The sequence below is a fragment of the Rhabdobacter roseus genome, assembly GCF_014202275.1.
GTDB lineage: Bacteria > Bacteroidota > Bacteroidia > Cytophagales > Spirosomataceae > Rhabdobacter > Rhabdobacter roseus.
This window is the reverse complement of sequence record NZ_JACHGF010000008.1, coordinates 265,481-282,606: the sequence shown is the minus strand read 5'-3', so window position 1 is coordinate 282,606 and position 17,126 is coordinate 265,481. Positions and strand designations below refer to the sequence as shown.

General features: G+C 55.1%; 16 protein-coding genes. 4 read left to right on the top strand and 12 right to left on the bottom strand.

What is annotated here, in order from left to right:
- Nucleotides 1-34 precede the first annotated feature (34 nt).
- A complete protein-coding gene (locus tag HNQ92_RS21515; RefSeq protein WP_184177177.1) occupies nt 35-511 on the bottom strand; it encodes a CinA family protein in 477 nt (158 codons plus the stop codon).
- A 163-nt stretch (nt 512-674) separates the two neighbouring features.
- On the opposite strand from HNQ92_RS21515, the gene HNQ92_RS21510 reads away from it, so the two are divergent.
- The gene (locus HNQ92_RS21510) at nt 675-1,979 is read left to right on the top strand and encodes a DEAD/DEAH box helicase (protein WP_184177169.1); all 1,305 of its coding nucleotides are present in this window, start codon (nt 675-677) and stop codon (nt 1,977-1,979) included.
- Between the two features lie 27 nt (nt 1,980-2,006).
- Nucleotides 2,007-2,528: a DinB family protein gene (locus HNQ92_RS21505; protein ID WP_184177167.1), complete on the top strand. Its 522-nt coding sequence runs from the start codon at nt 2,007-2,009 to the stop codon at nt 2,526-2,528.
- An 84-nt stretch (nt 2,529-2,612) separates the two neighbouring features.
- On the opposite strand, the gene HNQ92_RS21500 is transcribed toward HNQ92_RS21505, so the two are convergent.
- Nucleotides 2,613-3,182: an NAD(P)H-dependent oxidoreductase gene (locus tag HNQ92_RS21500; RefSeq protein ID WP_246440579.1), complete on the bottom strand. Its 570-nt coding sequence runs from the start codon at nt 3,180-3,182 to the stop codon at nt 2,613-2,615.
- A 113-nt stretch (nt 3,183-3,295) separates the two neighbouring features.
- Here HNQ92_RS21500 and HNQ92_RS21495 point away from each other — a divergent pair, with 113 nt between their 5' ends.
- On the top strand, nt 3,296-3,676 hold the full coding sequence (locus tag HNQ92_RS21495; protein WP_184177165.1) for a winged helix-turn-helix transcriptional regulator: 381 nt from the start codon (nt 3,296-3,298) through the stop codon (nt 3,674-3,676).
- Nucleotides 3,677-3,955: 279 nt separating this feature from the next.
- On the opposite strand, the gene HNQ92_RS21490 is transcribed toward HNQ92_RS21495, so the two are convergent.
- The gene (locus HNQ92_RS21490) at nt 3,956-5,590 is read right to left on the bottom strand and encodes a carboxylesterase/lipase family protein (RefSeq protein ID WP_184177163.1); all 1,635 of its coding nucleotides are present in this window, start codon (nt 5,588-5,590) and stop codon (nt 3,956-3,958) included.
- Nucleotides 5,591-5,693: 103 nt separating this feature from the next.
- Nucleotides 5,694-5,972 (bottom strand): Rdx family protein, encoded by a 279-nt coding sequence (locus HNQ92_RS21485; protein WP_184177161.1) that lies wholly within the window; start codon nt 5,970-5,972, stop codon nt 5,694-5,696.
- Nucleotides 5,973-6,132: 160 nt separating this feature from the next.
- Here HNQ92_RS21485 and HNQ92_RS21480 point away from each other — a divergent pair, with 160 nt between their 5' ends.
- Nucleotides 6,133-6,474 carry a hypothetical protein gene (locus tag HNQ92_RS21480; RefSeq protein WP_184177159.1) on the top strand — a complete coding sequence of 114 codons (342 nt, stop codon included), beginning with the start codon at nt 6,133-6,135 and terminating at the stop codon, nt 6,472-6,474.
- Nucleotides 6,475-6,486: 12 nt separating this feature from the next.
- Here the strand turns inward: HNQ92_RS21480 and HNQ92_RS21475 are convergent, their stop codons facing one another.
- From HNQ92_RS21475 to HNQ92_RS21440, 8 genes are all read right to left on the bottom strand, one after another.
- Nucleotides 6,487-6,843 carry a hypothetical protein gene (locus HNQ92_RS21475; RefSeq protein ID WP_184177157.1) on the bottom strand — a complete coding sequence of 119 codons (357 nt, stop codon included), beginning with the start codon at nt 6,841-6,843 and terminating at the stop codon, nt 6,487-6,489.
- A gap of 191 nt (nt 6,844-7,034) precedes the next feature.
- Entirely contained in the window at nt 7,035-8,138 is a 1,104-nt protein-coding gene (mnmA, locus tag HNQ92_RS21470; protein WP_184177155.1) for a tRNA 2-thiouridine(34) synthase MnmA, read from the bottom strand.
- Nucleotides 8,139-8,341: 203 nt separating this feature from the next.
- Nucleotides 8,342-10,573 carry a carbohydrate binding family 9 domain-containing protein gene (locus HNQ92_RS21465; protein ID WP_184177153.1) on the bottom strand — a complete coding sequence of 744 codons (2,232 nt, stop codon included), beginning with the start codon at nt 10,571-10,573 and terminating at the stop codon, nt 8,342-8,344.
- Nucleotides 10,574-10,657: 84 nt separating this feature from the next.
- Entirely contained in the window at nt 10,658-12,064 is a 1,407-nt protein-coding gene (locus HNQ92_RS21460) for a DUF3526 domain-containing protein (RefSeq protein WP_184177151.1), read from the bottom strand.
- A 3-nt stretch (nt 12,065-12,067) separates the two neighbouring features.
- Entirely contained in the window at nt 12,068-13,498 is a 1,431-nt protein-coding gene (locus HNQ92_RS21455; RefSeq protein ID WP_184177149.1) for a DUF3526 domain-containing protein, read from the bottom strand.
- A gap of 12 nt (nt 13,499-13,510) precedes the next feature.
- Nucleotides 13,511-14,212 carry an ABC transporter ATP-binding protein gene (locus HNQ92_RS21450; protein ID WP_184177147.1) on the bottom strand — a complete coding sequence of 234 codons (702 nt, stop codon included), beginning with the start codon at nt 14,210-14,212 and terminating at the stop codon, nt 13,511-13,513.
- 37 nt (nt 14,213-14,249) lie between these two features.
- A complete protein-coding gene (locus HNQ92_RS21445; protein WP_184177145.1) occupies nt 14,250-15,602 on the bottom strand; it encodes a DUF3526 domain-containing protein in 1,353 nt (450 codons plus the stop codon).
- Nucleotide 15,603: 1 nt separating this feature from the next.
- Nucleotides 15,604-17,052: an ABC transporter permease gene (locus HNQ92_RS21440; RefSeq protein ID WP_184177143.1), complete on the bottom strand. Its 1,449-nt coding sequence runs from the start codon at nt 17,050-17,052 to the stop codon at nt 15,604-15,606.
- Nucleotides 17,053-17,126 lie beyond the last annotated feature (74 nt).

The following is a 17,126-nucleotide window of genomic DNA, read 5'->3' as shown; positions in this document are numbered from 1 at the left end:
AGGTACTTTTCACAAACCCGCAAGATAGGACATATCAGGCTATTTTTTCCAATAATAAAACGGCAACTTGCTCGATGGTTTGCTTGATGATGTCGTCGGGTTCGCCCTCAAAATACATCCGCCGCCCGAAGGGTTCGTCATGAATAAAGCCTTCGACGAACATGGTACCTACCGGCTTTTCGGGCGTTTCGCTGCCCCCGGGCGACGCCAGCCCCGTGACGGCCACAATAATATCGGCCGGAATCAGCTTTTTCAGGCTTTCGGCCAGGTACCTGGTCACTTCGGCCGACTCGGGCGTGCAGTCCTCAAGTACCTTTTTAGGTACCCCCAGCAGGCTTTCCTTCACGCTGGGATCGTAGCAGACAATGCTGCCGCGCACGGTCTTGCCGCAGTCGGGCACGCTGGTGAATTCGTAGATCAAGCGCCCTGTGGTGGCGCTCTCGGCAAAGGCAATCGACAGGTCGTGGTCGCGCAGGTAATGGGATAGCTTTACTACCGATTTGGTTGGCATAGCTCAGTGATTCTATTTTAGAAGTACCCTTGAAGAAACTCCAAGAACTCTTTACTCTTTTTCACTACACTATAAAAAGCTTGCCATCCGGGAAAGTACCCCGGCCGGTACCTATCCTTTTTTTTATTCGCTATCTTTGTGGCCTCTCTCTACCAACTATTTCATGCTCGAAAAAGTACTTCAAAACCTCCGGATCGCTTCCCTCAACGCCATGCAGCAAAGTACCCTCGACGCCCCCGCCGAGCGCGACCTGCTGCTGCTCTCTCCCACCGGCTCGGGCAAAACGCTGGCTTTTTTGCTGCCGGTACTGGAGCGGCTCCGGGCCGGGCAAAAAGGCGTGCAGGCGCTGGTGCTGGTCCCTTCGCGGGAGCTGGCGCTGCAAATCGAGCAGGTGTTTCGGCAGATGGGTACCGGCCATAAAGTCAATTGCTGCTACGGCGGCCACGCCGTCAAGACCGAGCTCCACAACCTCAGCGAGCCTCCCGCGCTGCTGATCGGTACGCCGGGCCGCGTGGCCTTCCACGTCCGCAAACGAACGTTTGATGCCACGACCATCGAAACGCTGGTCCTGGATGAATTTGACAAATCGCTGGAGCTGGGCTTTCAGACCGACATGGCCTTCATTGTGCGGGAGTTGACCCGGCTGCAAAAAAGAATCCTTACCTCCGCGACTAACCTGGCCGAGCTGCCGGACTTTACGGGACTCCGCAACCCGACGATGATCAACTACCTGACCGACGCCCCCAGCCGCCCCGACCTGCGCCTGAAGGCCGTCCGGGCCGAAAGTACCGAGAAAATCGAGGTACTTTTTTCGTTGTTGTGCAAAATAGGTACCCAAGCCACGCTGGTATTCTGCAACCACCGCGACGCCGTGGAGCGGATCAGCGAGCTGCTGCGCTACCACGGCCTGGAGCACGGGATTTTTCACGGCGGCCTGGAGCAGCCCGACCGCGAGCGGGCGCTGATGAAGTTTCGAAACGGCAGCCACCGCCTCCTCATCACCACCGACCTCGCCTCCCGCGGGCTGGATATTCCCGAAATTGAGAACGTGGTGCATTACCAACTACCTACCAGCCAGGAGGCCTTTGTGCACCGCAACGGCCGCACCGCCCGGATGCACGCTTCGGGCACGGCTTACCTCATCCTGACGACCGACGAGGAAGTACCCACTTACCTACCCGAAGTACCCGAGCTGGAGGTACTTCCCGACGAAGACATCCTTCCACCCGCTACCGACTGGGATACGCTGTACCTCTCGGCGGGCAAAAAAGACAAAGTCAATAAAGTAGATATTGTGGGGTTGCTGCTGCAAAAAGGCGGCCTCCAAAAAGACGAGCTGGGCCTCATTGAAGTACAGGACAACGCCTCCTTTGCGGCGGTGCGGCGCTCCCGGATCGAGGAGGTACTTCGCCGCGTCAAGAACGAAAAAATAAAGGGCCAGCGCATCAAGATTGACCTGGCCCGCTAGCATAACTTCTCTAACTACCTTTGTCCCATGAAACGATCCGACATCGACCCCATGCCCGCCTTCTTCGACCGGTACATCAACCTGGTGGAAGACGTGGAGCTGCTCGAAGGCCTAAGTACCTACGCGCCCGCGCAGGTATTTGCCGATACTGACGCCCTCACGGCGCTGGACGAGAAAATCTACGCGCCCGGCAAGTGGACCGTCAAGGATATTTTGCAGCACTGCATCGACAACGAGCGCATCATGACCTACCGCGCGCTGCGCTTTGCCCGCCACGACCAAACGCCCCTGCCGGGCTACGAGGAAGACTTCCTGGCCGCCCACGCCCGCGCCAACCGCCGTACTGTCGCCGACCTGCTCAGTGAGTTTACGGAAGTACGGACCGCCACGCTCTCGCTCTTCCGCAGCTTCGACGACGCCATGCTGCGCCAAAGCGGACAGTCGTTCAAGGGGAGTATTTCGGTGCTGGCGCTGGGTTTTGTGCTGGTAGGTCACCCGCTCCACCACCGTAACATCATCCGGGAGCGCTACTACCCGCTGCTGGCGTAGCCTAGGTACTTGTCTTAAACAATTTACGGTCAGGCGTTGTGGTGGCACTTGAAAACGGTATGCCGCCCTAACGCCAAACCGATCTTATAGACCATTTCTATAGTTGATTTTTAGTTCAGTCAGCCGTGTTATCAGTTTTTGGGCGTGTTGTTTTGCGTTCCTTTTTATGTCAATTTCTGTATAGCCCGCCGCCAATGAAGTGCCATAAAAGTAAATCGGATCAATGTAATTCATTTGTGTGTGGTATGCTGTCTGCTCTAACTGCTTACAGAATTCATACACCCGAAAATGCTGAAAGCCTAATGCAGTATAACTGCTTTCGGATGAACCAACCGTAAAACTCGGTACAAAATTCTTGTTTTTTAATTTGTCGCCTTTTGAGCCATAAGCAAATTGGTATTCAAAAACGACATCGAACCAATGTTTCAGAATGGCAGGCATACTATACCAATAAAAGGGATATTGAAAAACGATTGTCTGATGCCTTAACAAGGCCGCCTGCTCAGCTTTTGCGTTGATTTTGTAATCAGGATACAAGCCGTGAATATTCCTGATCTCCAGATCCAAACCGCTTTTTTTTAATTCTTCCACAATTGTCTTGTTGGCAAAAGACCTGTCAAAATTCGGGTGTGCTAAGATAATTAACGCCATCATTTCATTTTTTTACTAGTAGATTTTAAACTATAATTAGTTTAGTTGCAAAACTATTTTTAGCAGCCTAGATTTGCAATAACTATCAAAATGGATAGGCTTAAAAAAGTAGTAGCATGAAAACAGAATGCGTTGGTGACTACGTAAAGCTAAAGGGCAAAACGTACCCCTGCACCGTAAGCCTGACCATGGATTTGGTGGGCGGAAAGTGGAAAGCGGTTATCTTATATCACTTGAAAGACGAAGCCAAAAGATACAACGAACTTCGTAAAGAAATGCCGTCTGTTACCGAGATGACATTGAGCCTGCAGCTGAAGCAATTGGAGAAAGATGGGTTGGTGTCAAGGAAAGTACATGGCAAAAAACCTCCTATAAAAGTAGTGTATAGCTTAACTGATTTCGGAAAAAGTTTTGTTCCTGTCTTGGAAGCAATTACGCAATGGGGCAATAAGGTAGTTAGCGAAAAAGGAGAGTTTGTTAACGGTCAACTTCCCTGATTGGCGCACCTACCCGTTACGGTGATGGCAACCCCGAATGAAGTGAAAATTTACACCCGCACGATTTTTATAGCAAAAATAACTACCCAAATCCTTAGGGTACGTAACAAGCGGTGGGATTGTGGACACCTCGAATTAAAAGGGAAATCCTACGGGGTACTTTATAAATCGACTCCCCTAGCAATAATACGACCTGATACAACAAGTACCCCGCCCTTTCTTCGGGACGGGGTACTTGTTGGCATTTTATCTTTCTTTACAATACGAGATCAAAGTACCCTACTGCCCGCGCGAGAGCTGCTCCAGGAAGAGGTACCGGGGGCGGGTTGTATCGGTTTCGAGGCGGGTATTTACGTCAATGATCATGATGCCCGAAGCGTCTTTGCCTGGCTTGAGGGCAGGCCAGGCAGGTACCCCCAGGCCGTTCGGGTTGCCCGTTTTGACGAAGTTGAGGTATACCTGCTGAAAAATCGCCGACACCTTGTAGTCTTCGGGTTTCCAGTCGTACACGGTGTTGGTAGCGAGGTTGCCCATGGCGTATTCGATCTCGGCCGAGTGCACGGCTCCCAGCGGGGCGGGCGGACGGTTGGCTGCTGCCGCGGCATCTCCCCGGATCACGCCCCCGGCCAGGCCGGCCACGGCGTCGCCCATTTCGGCCCGCATGGCCGGGCGAGGGTGCGTGTAAAAGTACCGATACACCGGCTGGCCGCTGGTTTGGGCGTGAATATCGCCCCACTTCCAGCTGCTGAAGCCCGTGAAGCGGTCGCCCGCCAAGGCTGTACCCGAGCGAATTACCTCCTCACGGGTGGTAGCCGGGTAGAGTTTCAGAAGCGCTTCGGCGTTGGTACCGTACGCGGTTTGAAGCGCTTTACGGTAGTTTTCCGGAGTAGGTTCTTCTTTACCCAGGATGGAGCGGTAGTTGTTTTCTTCGGAGTTCCACCCGATCAGCAGGGGTACTTTGGCCTGCTCGCCCTTCGCAAAAATCTCGGCGGGCGGTTTGGGAAAAAAGTACCCGTCTACCACCGGGCTAAAGCGAGGTACCCCTTGCTTGGCGGTGGCCTCCAGAATTTCTTCGGCGGGTAGTTTGCGCAGATCGGCCAGCGACTTCGCGCCCAGCAGCGTGGCAAACTTCACCCCATTTTCTTCTCCCTGCGCCAGCGTAGAGGCCGGTAAAGTACCCAGCAGCGAACCACTGGACCCAATGGCCCCGGCCAGCAGCCCTTTGGCGAGCGGCGAAGCCATCTGCGCACTCACCGACACCGACCCGGCCGACTCCCCGGCTACGAAAATCTTAGCGGGATCACCGCCAAAGGCGGCGATATTATCCTTGACCCAGCGCAGGGCGGCCGTTTGGTCCATGAAGCCGTAGTTGCCTGACGCTTTGTTCGGCGACTCCTTCGTGAGCTCCGGGTGCGCCATGAAACCAAATACCGAGAGACGGTGGCTGAGCGTTACGGTGATGATGCCCTGCCGGGCCAGGCTCTCGCCGTCGTAGCGCGGCTCGGAGCCATCGCCGGCCATGAGCCCACCGCCGTAGATGTACACCAGCACGGGCAGTTTTTCGGTGCCGGTTTTGGCGGGCGTCCATACGTTCAGGTACAGGCAGTCTTCGCTCACGCCGTCGGAGCGGAAGTTCATGTCGCCGAAGATTGGGCGCTGCATGGGCCGCGGGCCAAACTTCTCGGCCTTGCGCACGCCCTGCCAGTTTTTGGGCGGTTGGGGGGCTTTCCAGCGGAGGTCGCCTACTGGCGGCTGCGCAAACGGAATGCCCTTAAACGCATACACGCCCGACTCATCCACGCCTTCCAGGGTACCTTGGGCCACTTTAGCGCGCGGCGCTTCGCCTTCTTTTTTGAGTTGGGCCAAAGCCATAAAAGAGGTACTTAGAAATGCTAAAACCAGGATTTTTCTCATAGGTTGTAAATTGTTTTGTCAACATCAAAAATAACAGACGAACTTTTACCTATAAGAGTACCTTGGGGGCCAGTTCTACTTTGAGTAGAGGTACTGGATGCAACTACCGGTCGCTGTGGCCCAGGCTGCGCGTGGGGGCAATGCGGTCGCGGAAGAGCTGTTTGATGGTTTTGGGCTCAGGGAACCCCCCTTCGCGCTTGCGGTCCCAGAGGACATCGGCTTCGCCGAGCGTAATGGTATAGCGGCCCGCTACCTCCGAGGGGCGCAGCGTAATGCCGTGCAGGTCGTCGGCAAAGGTAGTCAGGAGCTCTTGGGCCATCCAGGCTGCACGTAGCAGCCAGCCGCAGCGGGGGCAGTATTCAATGGTTAGCGTAGGTTTCATGGAGTTGGGCGCACTAATGGCGTAACGATGTTTCGGGTCTGCAAGGTAGAAAATTGCCATCAATTGCCAGGAAGAGGCCCCAAGAATTTTAGGGTACCTTTATTAGATTTACGCAGAAAGGTACTTTTGAAAACGATTCCCTCACCAACCATTCCCAACCATGAAACGTTTACTCCCCTTCCTGTTTTTACTCACCCTGACCCACTGCCAGCGCGTGGAGGTTGAAAATCGGGCGGCTCTCCAAGAAATTTATAAAAAATACCAAAACGGAGATATCAGCGAATGCCAGCATAATGGACAATTGGTTTATTCAGCAGGCATCAATGCCTACGACGCCGGGGGAGTTATTTACGATAAAAATGGCAACACTATAGCAGGTTGTAATTACGCCTGGGGATTCGTTGATCCTATATGCAGGGAACTAACAAACTGCGAGGTCATTTACCGCGTCAAGAACCACATCACCGGAGAGCCGCCGGTGAATAAGTACCGGCTGAAGTAATGCCTGAGGTACCTACCGACAAGCCGTGCCGGAAACATGCGTGAGGGTTATTTCGGGGTACCAAATATAAATGGCCAGGCAGATGCGCGGCTCTACGGCAGCGGGCGTGAAGTAAAGTTCCTGGCCGGGCTGGCGCAATGCCTCCGGTACCTGGGTGGTGATCTCGAGGTTGTCGGCCTCGCGCAGGTTTGGGAACAGGTCGTAGATTCGTTCTTTACCGCCCAGGATCAGGATTTTGTGTGGCCCGCCACAGGGCGAATCCGACGGCCCCAGGTACTTCGCCCGGACGCAGTCGGGCCCGAGATCTTTTTGGTTCTGGCAACCCAGCAAAGTACCCAGCAGCCCAAGTACCCAAACGATTTTTCGCATCCGTATTTTCTCCATAGTAGTCAGAAGACTCGCCGCGCGGGGGAAAGGTTGGAAGTGAGGCAAAAAATTGGCCGCCCCACTTCCCTTTTTGTATTACCTGGTCGGTTCTTTGACGAGCTCAGGCGATCAAGTACCTAAAGTACCTTCTGCCACTTTCACCGGTAGTTGGCTCAGGTACCCTTTCGGCGGTGTTACTGCCGGAAGCTCTTCATGATCCAGCCGCCGCCCACTACGTCGTCGCCTTCGTAGAAAACCGCCGCCTGGCCGGGCGCAATGCCGTTGACGGCGTCGTGGAAAAGGACCTTGATTTTATTCTCCTCTTCCTGAATGACCGTGGCCGGGGTACCTTCGTGCTTGTAGCGTACTTTGGTGACGGTCTCCAGGGGTTGCGTCAGCGTGGGGTACTTTTGCAGGTTCAGCTTGCTGACGTACATGCCGTCGCGGAAGAGGTCGGGCATGTCGCCCAGTACTACCTCGTTGGTATCTTTGCGGATCTCCGTCACGAAGACGGGCCGCCCCAGCGCGATGCCCAGGCCCTTGCGTTGGCCCACGGTGTAGAAAGGGTACCCTTCGTGGGTACCTACCACGGTGCCGTCTTCCAGCACGTACTTGCCGCCCGCTACTTCCGCCTCCAGGCCGGGTACGCGGCGGCGCAGGAAGCTCCGGTAGTCGTTGTCGGGCACGAAGCAAATCTCGTAGCTCTCGGCTTTGTTCACCAGATCAATAAATCCCCGCTCGCGGGCCATGTCGCGGATCTCGCTTTTGTGCAGGTGCCCCAGGGGTAGTTTGGTGCGGCGCAGGCTCTCCTGCGACACCCCCCACAGTACGTAGCTTTGGTCTTTCCAGGTATCCACGCCCTTGGACACAAAGTACCTCCCGTCGGCAAACTGCATGTTGGCGTAGTGGCCGGTGGCGATGTGCTCGCAGTCGAGGCGGTCGGCGCGGCGCAGCAGGGCGTCCCACTTGATGTGCGTGTTGCAAAGTACGCAGGGGTTGGGCGTGCGGCCGTCGAGGTACTCGCTCGTGAAATGGTCGATGACGTAGTCGCCAAATTCGTTGCGGATGTCCAGGATGTAATGCGGAAAGCCCAGCTCCACGGCCACGTTGCGGGCGTCGTTGATGGAGTCGAGCGAGCAGCAGCCCGTTTCTTTTTTGGAAGCGCCGCTGCTGGCGTAGTCCCAGGTTTTCATGGTCATGCCGATGACCTCGTAGCCTTCTTCGTGCAGCAGTACTGCCGCCAGCGAGCTGTCAATGCCGCCACTCATGGCGACCAGTATTCGTCCGTGTTTGCTCATGTTCGTAATCCGCGGAGGTTCAAAGCCTCCCGATTCTTTAGTAGTTTGGTATTTTTTTAAGAATGCAAAGGTAGCAAAAAGAACACCGGCCAGCAACCGGGTAGTTCCGGGTGGGGGTAGTTTGGTGCGTTAGCTTAGAGAGGAAACCCTTTTATGCCAACTTCGTAGCTTAATTCCATAACGGGCGTACCCCTGTGTTTTCATCAAAACTGTTTCAGGTACGTCAGTTTGCCAATCACCTGCTCGGCCCGGTTGAGATCGGGGCGTTGGCCGTTGTTGGCTAGCTGCTGCTGGGCGTTGCTGTTATAAACCACGTAGAGAAATGAGAGCGGCTGAAACTCCCACGCCAGCCGCATGTTCCAGACGTCGCGGTTCACGTCGGTATTTTTCTGGTAAAAGCCGATCAGCTGTAGCCGGGGACTGACGGCCAGCCGGATGTTGGGCGTGATAAGCTCGGTGGTGCGGCTCTGCTGCCTAATCCCCAGGCTATTGGCTACGTTTCGGGTGTAATCAAGGGCGAACGAAGCCTGCGGCACCGGTGAGTACCGCACTGAAAGTACGTGCGACCGTAGCTGGCCGTCGTAATACCCACCAAACTCGTTGAACAAGGTGTAGCTGAATTGGCGCGATGCATCCGAGCTAAAGTTGAGGCGGTACCGCGTGTAGGCATAGCGGCCCGGCCCCACTGCAATGCCCAGCGGAGCGAACCCTTCATCCAACCGCTGCCAGGTAGGTACCACAAAGCCCGAGGCCACCCAGCCCTTTACGCCCACTACATACACCGGAAACATCTCCAGCTCGGCCTGCTGAAAGGCCCCGTCGCTGGCCCGGTGGTAGGTATTTATATACAGCCCGGGGTCAAACTGCCGGATGGCTTTGGGCTTCCAGCCGGGCCGGACAATGCGGTAAAATCCGGCGTTGGTATTTAGTAAATTGGACCCATAAATAAAGCCCGTGCCGGGGGTATAGCGTTGGGTAACCAAGGTCTGGTAATAGAAAGCATACCACTGATTTGTGATGAACGTCAACTGGCTCACGGCGGCCAGTCCATCGTCGGTCCCGCTGCGGCCAGTGGACCCGCTCACCATAAAGTTCCAGGCCAGGGCCTGATTAACACGGATAAAACCATCCACCGAGGCCGTGACGTTGGTTTGGGCGGTTTGCCTGCCCAAGGCCTCATCAAACCGGCCCGTCAGCAGCCCGCCAATCCGGTTTTGTGAGCCGAAATTACGGCTATAGCGCCCAACGGCAAAGGTAGCTGCGGGCGTGATATCGGTGGCCCGCTGCCGAACCAGCAGCCCACCGATGTTTTGTTTGAGCGTCCGGCTCACGAGCCGTAGCCCGGCATCGAGCGGAATAGGCGTGCCCGCGTTGGAGAGTCCGATGCGTCGGCTGAAAAACGGCTGGATGGCTCCTTCCTGACCTACCAGAAACAAGCTCGCGTTTTCCAGAAAGAAGGGGCGTCGTTCGGGAAAAAATACGGAAAAGCGGGTTAAGTTTTGTACCTGCCGGTCGGCATCGGCTTGGGCAAAATCCGTGTTAAGGGTCGCATCGAGTACGGTTTGCGGACTTATCGCCCATTTTACTTCGCCTCCTGCCGTGACGCGGGTATTCATCCGCACCGGATCGCCATTCCGAAGGGTACGGTTGAAATCGACCAGCGCGTAGGGCTGCACCCGGATGTTGGGCGACGGCGGGGGCGGTTGCAGGCCCGTCAGCAACCCGGCATAGCTCATCCGGTATACCGTATACGACCTCGGTACCGGCGACCAATACGTTTGCTCATTCAACCGCCGACTAATGCGCACAAAATTGACACCCCAGCTTTGGTTGGTGCTGTCCAGTTTTGGGTAGCGGAGAGTGACCCAGGGAAGCTGCATTTCGGCGTACCAGCCTTCCTTTGTGCGGCTGGTACGTACTTTCCAGTAGCCGTCCCAGTCGCGGTCAAACAGCGCATCGTCCAGGCAGAGCAGGTCACGCTGGGCACCGTAGGGGTTGGTCTGAAATGCCTGGGCATTACGCTGATCACGAAATGGATCAAACGCTACTCCTACGAGGTCATTGGAATAGTAGTCAAAATCCCGGCGCAGATCGGGTACCCGAAGTCCTTTGGGGCCGGTTGAATCGGGGCAGAACGCGCCGATATAAACATTGCGGTCATCAAACAAGACCCGAATCTGTGTATCGTTAATGACCGGCTGGCCTTGTTCGGGCTGCACTTGAAAAAAACCGTTGGCGACGGGAGCTACCTGCCAGTCCGCTTCATCCAGCCGTCCGTTGATCGTCAGCGGCCCCGTGGCCCGTACTGCCCTTATTTCTTTGGGCGGACGAACGGGTAGGAAGATGGTAGCATCCTGGGCCAGGGCCGGTGAGCCCGCCTCTAGTAGTAGAATAAAGCCGATAGCCACCCCGCGGTGATTTACTTTTTGTACCATAATAAAGGTGGCTCATTTCCTCATAGCCTTTCAGAGTAAGCCTTAAGCTGCCAAAGCAGATAATGGAAGGGGTACGTAAAAAATTCACTTCAGCCGCAACCAGCCCATCGCAAATACCAGTCCCGACACCAATAACAGTTTCAGTAAGCCTTGGCTAATGGAAAAAGCAGGAGCTAACGACTGAAATGACCAGGCTGGGAACTGCTCGTAATCCGCTGGCCTTAGCAATTCGTTTTTGAACACTTTGGGCAGAAAGAAGCTATTCCAACGACCGTGGAAATCCCGAACCTGCCGCAGGTAATCGCGATGGTTTGCCGCGGACGTACCCGCCAGGCCGTTGAATAAATCCAGGGCGTTTACGGCGGGAAGTAGCCAAACCATCCGCGACACCGTGGCTTCGCGGGCCGTCATGGCTTGCTCGTAGGCCTCGACCAGGGGAGCGAGCGTCAGATCCAGCTGCTCATTGCGGGCATAGTAAGCCCGCAGGTCCAGCTCCCGAGGGGCCGTATCCGCCGGGAAGTACAGCTCGGGGTGGCGTGCGTAGTAGGGTTTTAGCACTACTGAATCCGCTTGTCGCTGGCTGTATTCGTCGCGCACCAAGTTCTCTAACCGGCTTCGGTCCATCGGTTGGCTAACGGAAAGCCATTGCTGCAGCAGTGCCGGCAAAACCAGGACCACCACCAGCCAGCACCCCAGTAGCGTGAGTGCGTTGAAGGCCGATGTCTTCTGGAACGATACAACGGCAAAAACCACCGCTCCCCAAAATAGGCTGTACCCTACCGCTATCGCCAGGTACTTCAGCAGCATACCAATATTCCGAGCCCCTCCAAGCTCCATTGTGAAAGCCGCCAGCCCCGTAATTCCCACCAAAAATACAAACACAAGCGCAAGCCGAAGCAAGAGCTTGGCCAGGACCACCTGCCGTAGCGTAACGGGTTGTGACCGAAGCAGGGCAAAGGTACCTAGCTCTTTCTCGGACGACAACATATTGTAAGACAAGACAATCATAAACAGCGGCAGCAGGAAGACCACCACAAAAGCCCAGTCGAAATGACCCACTAACATTTTCTGCGGATTACTGATTTCCTGCTGAAACAGCTGCCGGAAGATGGCCCGTCCCTCTACATCCTGGTAGTAGGGGAACAAATCGCGCATACCCAGCGAAAGTGGCGTAAGCGCCGAAGGATCATGCAGGGCGTAGCGATAGCCTCTGGGTACATTGACGTAGTAGGCATTGGTGGCTATAGCCCACTTTTTTTTATGATCAACGGTAGTCGTATCCAGCCCGGCCCAGGCGGCCAGGGAGTCGAGCCGCTCGTGCTCGTCTTGCCGCAGGGTGGCCAGGGTTTCCTGTTGGCGACGGACCAGCGTTGTGCCGTACACCAGTGCGTAAATACCCGATGCGAGGGCAAGTAAGGTCAGTATTTTCAAGGCCCGGCCCCGTTTTAGGATACGCCATTCGTTTTTCAGGATTAGTAAAAAGGAGTGCATAGCCTAGGAGTTAATGGGGACAAAGCGCTTTAAACCAAGTGTAATGCTGATGATTAACATCCCGCTAAACAGCCAAAAGGCCGCGAGGGATAGCCATTTTTTGCTCAAAACCCAGCCTACCGACGGCAGTTGATAAGCAAAGTCAGGAGTCTTGGCCCAAAAATCGCGGCTTACGGTTTTCTCCCAATCGCCGGTCTTCGACGAGATCATCATCTCCTCATTGAGCTGTTTTACCATGGCAAACCGATACGCCTCGGCTTTGTCCTTAAAATCCAGAAAGTGCTCATAATCTGAGCCCGACAAGCCCATCGAGAGGTCTCTCACCGCTAGGTACGGGTTTATAAAGCTGGTCATAGCCGCTAAGCTATTTTGCTGCTGAAACTGCTTCTGCAGCTCCCCGAAGTGCTTTTGGTACACCTTACTGCTATACTCCTCCCCTTGCTGCATCACCATGCCGTCAAAATTGATGGGTAGTTGCGAGACAGAATCCACGCCGTATTGCGCCAGTACCTTCTTTTCCAGTTCTTTGGCACGGGCACTCGCCGGATCATGGCCGTCGATTCCTTTCTCCATATCTTCTTCGAGCTGTTTCTGAAAGGCATACCGGGACGGTACTTTATACAAACTCTCGCCCAGATTGGCCGCTGCCTTGGGCAGAACAATACACGCCAGAATCCAGGTACTTAATAACGTCAGCAAGCTTGCCCGCGAACTGCGGCTCCGGGCCGATACGAACACGCTACCTACTATAAAGAGTCCAAAGTACAGCGCGTAGAGAACGGCGAGCAAGAGCAGCCGGAGCAGCGTGTCGGGGGTGGCCTGAAAACCCGTTTGGGCGAACAGCAGCGTGGCGGCCATCACGAGCGCAGGCACCACCACCAACCCAATGACCAGCGCGTATCCGGTCACTTTTCCCCAAAACACAGCAGGTACCTGCGCTCCCTGACTAAGCAGCATGTTGAGGGTTTTTTCTTCCCGCTCTTGCGTGAAGGCCGCAAAGCAGAGAAAAATAATCAGCAGCGGAATGAGCAGTTGCAGCACAAAGGTCACGGTCATTTCTCCAAACCGAATCAGGAGAGTAGCATCTTCAGCGGCGCTGAATTTTGCGTCGTTCTGCCGGTGCCCCTCCAGATAAACGCTTGAACCCGTGAACGTATCCAGTCCGAAATCCAGAAAACTCAGGTCCGATTTGGGCCGAAAAGCAAAGGTACCGTAATGGGCCGCCGAATGCGGATTTTTCTCCGGTTGGCCCAGCCAGGCCGCCCGCGCCGATTGATTTGCCTGCGCCCGTTTTTCGGCCAGCAGTTGGTAGTTCCGGAAGCCCGTCCAGGTGGCCACCAGCAGAAGCAGCAGCACTAGTAGGCCCGCTACCACAAACCGCCGGTCGCGCAGGGTAGCTGTAAACTCTTTCCGAGCAATGAGCTGGTAGATCATAGCGAATGGGAATCAGACCGTTTGTAGATAAATCGCTTCTAACTCGTTGGCGGTCAGCTCGTGGGTAGGCATGGTTTCGACCAGCCGCCCTTCGCGCATGATACCAATGTGGGTACCTACCTCCTTGGCCCGAAAAATGTCATGCGTCGCCATCAGAATGGCCGTACCTGCTTTACTCAACTCCAGCAGCAGATCCGAAAATTCGTTGGCGGCTTTAGGGTCGAGGCCACTGGTGGGTTCATCCAGCAGCAATACCTTCGCCTGCTTAGCCAGCGCAATGGCGATGCCTACCTTCTGGCGCATCCCTTTCGAGTAGGTACCTAGCCGTTTGGCATGCGCGTCGGTTTGTAAACCGGCCTGCGTAAGTAAGGCGTGCAGCTCATCGGGTGGGTGGCGAAAGCCCGCCAGCGACGCGAAGAAATCGAGGTTCTCGAGCCCGGTCAGGTTGGGGTAGAGCATGACCGTCTCGGGCAGATACGCAAGAAACTTTTTGGTTTCCAGCGGGTGCTCCGCTACGTCCAGGCCGTGGATCATGGCCCGCCCCGAGGTAGGTTTAATGAAGCCCAAAAACAAATTGATCGTCGTCGTTTTGCCCGCTCCGTTTTGACCCAGCAGACAAAAGATCTCGCCTGGGTGTACCGTTAGATTCAAATCCGAGAGCGAAGGCGGGTGGCCGGGCAGGTATTGCTTGGTTAAGTCAACAGCTTGCAGCATGGGTAGTTGGTTTGAAAAGTGTTAAAAAAGGCGATCGTTATAGTCGATACAGGTTGCGTCGGAAGTTCAGCCAGCCCAGCCCGCCGAACAAAAACACAAACAGCAAAGGAGGCAATAGCACGTGGCCCACCCGCAAGGGAGGCCTTTCCGTATAGGTTTCCACCGTATGGCGCTCCCAGCATTCATCGCTGACGGGGTGATTGCTAAAAATCTTGGGGTAGAAATAAAGCCTCAGCCGCTCGTGGAAGCGCGTAGTTTCGTCCAAAAACCGAAGCTGATTGCCCAGACCTGACCGGGCCAGGTCGTTGAGTTGCAACTGGGTGTGTACAGACGGCACTACCCATCCAAGCCGGTGGCTAATCGACTCGCGCTGTTGTAGTTTCTGTCCTAATTCGCCCGACTCATGGGCCGACTCTTCGTCTCCCATTTGCTGCATGGCGTAGTACCACAGCCAGCTGAAGGTTGTGTTTGGAATGGGAAAATGCTTGAATTGAGGGTACCTCGCATAAAACCTTTCCACCGTTGGTTGCTGAGGCATGTCCCATTTCTCATGGTAGCCCTTGCGCTGCTTCACCGTAGTGGCCAGAGCCTCCGGAATGGGATATTGGCTCAGCACGTACTGGTTCAGACCCGCCGGAATAATGAGCAGCAGCACCAGCCAGGCCGTAACCAGCAGCACGGCGTTGGTACTGGACGCCAGGTGCAGCGAGGCCACCCAGAAGCAAATCCCAAACCAAACCAGTACGTAAAGTACCGATGTACCCACAAAAAGGAAAAAGGGGACGTCGAGCGGAATAGCCAGCACACCGACCGCCAGCCCTAGCAGCAGCAGCAATAAGCCCAATACGACCCCTGCCCTCACCACAAACAGTTGGGCAATATACCCCAGCAGGTTTCGGCTCTGCACGGCCACGATGCGCCAGGTACCGTTTTCGCGCTCCTCCGACACCGCACCGTAGGTGAAGGCAATCATCACCAGTGGAAACAGGTAGATGAGCACAAAGCTGAAGTCAATGTTTCCTAAAAGCAAATTGGTGGGATTATGCAGGTCAGCGTCGTATTTCTGGGCTTCCAGGCCGCGGATCGTAACGCGTTGAACGGCCGGATTTACGTCGCGTTGCCCAATGCTTAGTCCTGCCAGGGCCGGCGTTTCGTTGACCAAAGCAAACTGTGCATAGTACAGCAGCAGTCCTATTTCTTTGGGATGAAACTGCACATGCCGCTGGAGGTCAACCTGCTGTGCCTCGACCACTTCCTGGTTATTTTGCCGTTGCCGGTCCAGAAACTGCCGCCCCACCAGCAGGCTTACCAGCCCCGCCGCCAGCAGAAATCCCAGCCCGATTTTTACACCCGTCGATCGAATAAAACGTTGAAATAGGAGCGTCCACATATCAGATGGCGGTTAATCGGTTAGCGGCCCAACGTACCCCATAAACCAGCAGAAGCAACCAGCCGCCAAACGAGGCCAGCGACACCCACTCGCCCCGAAGTACCGGAAAAACCGCTGAGGGTCGGTACACAAAATCAGGTACTTCCTGCCAGTATTTACGGTCAATGGAGTAGGCTTTTTCGGTGGGGCCAAGCTTTTTGTTACTGACGTAGCTAATCTGCAAGTCGTTCATTTTCTGGGCCAAGGCATACCGGTACGTTTCGGCCTGTTGCTGGAAATCGACATACCTTGAGAAGTCGGTACCTGAAAGGGCCATCGACAGGTTTTTCAGGGCCAGGTAGGGGTCCAGAAACGAGACGACCCGCGCAAATTGATTCTGTTGCTCGAACCGGTCTAGCAGGTTGTTGTAGTGACGATTGTAAATATCCGCGCTGATTTTCTCGCCTTCAGCCATTACGTAGCCACTATAGTTGAAAGGCAGCTGTTCCACGGATTCCACCTCATAGGCTCTCAGCAAAGAATCTTTTAAAGCCCGATAGTGCGGATCGTCGGGATTATGGCTATCGCCTTCCTGGCTAATGTCGGCCTGAATGGCGGTCTGAAATTGGGTCTTCGAAGGAAGCCTATATACATAGCTACCTAGCGCCTGCGACGCGCGCGGCAGCACAATGGTGCTCATCAGCCAGATACCGATCAGCGATACCAGCGCAATTTTAGTGGTACGACTGCTGGCCGATACCAGGACCGTCACCACACAAAACAGAACCAGGTACAGTCCGTAAAAAAGTATCAGTAATCCAAAGCGAAGGGCTTCGTCGCCCGTAGGTACGCCAGGCAGAGCAGCCAGCCAAAGACCCGCCGCCAGCAGCAGCAACGGCCCGAAGAGCATCAAGCTCACCGCAAACAGACCCAGGCTTTTGCCCACCAGCACATCAAGCCCACTTATCCCCTGGCTGAGCAGAAGCTTAAGCGTACCGTTTTCGCGATCAGCCGCTACACTCCCTGCTCCCAAAAAGAAAATCAGCAGCGGGAGAAGTACCTGTAGCAACATGGCTAAGCTTATGTCGCCAAACCGCAACAGCCCGGTCGAAAAGCCCGCTTCGGAAAAATTGACGGTGTTTTGCTTGTGTGCTTCGAGGTAAACGGCATTACCCAGAAACCGGTCCATTCCCGTATCGAACAAACTAAGGGGCGAGCGGGGTCGAAAGGCATAGTGCCCGTAGTGGGCCATGCGGTGGGGGTGCTTGTCGGGGTTGTTCAGCCAGTCGCGACGCGCCTCCTGCTGGTAGTGCCGCTGGATTGTCCGCTGCTGCCGGAACGTGGCCCATTCTACCCAGGCGGTGTACACGGCCACAAACCCGACCAGCAGGAACAGTCCAAAGACCGTCCGGCTTCTGAAGATCGTATGCCAAAGGTGGCGGGCCAATAGCCGTGCTTTCTCAAATCGCATGATAAACCGTCATTTCATTGGTACTAAATCGTACTTTTTAAAGGTACCTTTCCTGCCCTTGGCTCCTTTACGGC

What these genes read in the sequence shown, in the direction of transcription:
- HNQ92_RS21475 (WP_184177157.1), bottom strand. Translation starts at nt 6,843, where the DNA reads ATGCGAAAAATCGTTTGGGTACTTGGGCTGCTGGGTACTTTGCTGGGT.
- HNQ92_RS21515 (WP_184177177.1), bottom strand. Translation starts at nt 511, where the DNA reads ATGCCAACCAAATCGGTAGTAAAGCTATCCCATTACCTGCGCGACCAC.
- HNQ92_RS21480 (WP_184177159.1), top strand. Translation starts at nt 6,133, where the DNA reads ATGAAACGTTTACTCCCCTTCCTGTTTTTACTCACCCTGACCCACTGC.
- HNQ92_RS21455 (WP_184177149.1), bottom strand. Translation starts at nt 13,498, where the DNA reads ATGATCTACCAGCTCATTGCTCGGAAAGAGTTTACAGCTACCCTGCGC.
- HNQ92_RS21450 (WP_184177147.1), bottom strand. Translation starts at nt 14,212, where the DNA reads ATGCTGCAAGCTGTTGACTTAACCAAGCAATACCTGCCCGGCCACCCG.
- mnmA (WP_184177155.1), bottom strand. Translation starts at nt 8,138, where the DNA reads ATGAGCAAACACGGACGAATACTGGTCGCCATGAGTGGCGGCATTGAC.
- HNQ92_RS21485 (WP_184177161.1), bottom strand. Translation starts at nt 5,972, where the DNA reads ATGAAACCTACGCTAACCATTGAATACTGCCCCCGCTGCGGCTGGCTG.
- HNQ92_RS21505 (WP_184177167.1), top strand. Translation starts at nt 2,007, where the DNA reads ATGAAACGATCCGACATCGACCCCATGCCCGCCTTCTTCGACCGGTAC.
- HNQ92_RS21460 (WP_184177151.1), bottom strand. Translation starts at nt 12,064, where the DNA reads ATGCACTCCTTTTTACTAATCCTGAAAAACGAATGGCGTATCCTAAAA.
- HNQ92_RS21465 (WP_184177153.1), bottom strand. Translation starts at nt 10,573, where the DNA reads ATGGTACAAAAAGTAAATCACCGCGGGGTGGCTATCGGCTTTATTCTA.
- HNQ92_RS21495 (WP_184177165.1), top strand. Translation starts at nt 3,296, where the DNA reads ATGAAAACAGAATGCGTTGGTGACTACGTAAAGCTAAAGGGCAAAACG.
- HNQ92_RS21510 (WP_184177169.1), top strand. Translation starts at nt 675, where the DNA reads ATGCTCGAAAAAGTACTTCAAAACCTCCGGATCGCTTCCCTCAACGCC.
- HNQ92_RS21500 (WP_246440579.1), bottom strand. Translation starts at nt 3,182, where the DNA reads ATGATGGCGTTAATTATCTTAGCACACCCGAATTTTGACAGGTCTTTT.
- HNQ92_RS21490 (WP_184177163.1), bottom strand. Translation starts at nt 5,590, where the DNA reads ATGAGAAAAATCCTGGTTTTAGCATTTCTAAGTACCTCTTTTATGGCT.
- HNQ92_RS21445 (WP_184177145.1), bottom strand. Translation starts at nt 15,602, where the DNA reads ATGTGGACGCTCCTATTTCAACGTTTTATTCGATCGACGGGTGTAAAA.
- HNQ92_RS21440 (WP_184177143.1), bottom strand. Translation starts at nt 17,052, where the DNA reads ATGCGATTTGAGAAAGCACGGCTATTGGCCCGCCACCTTTGGCATACG.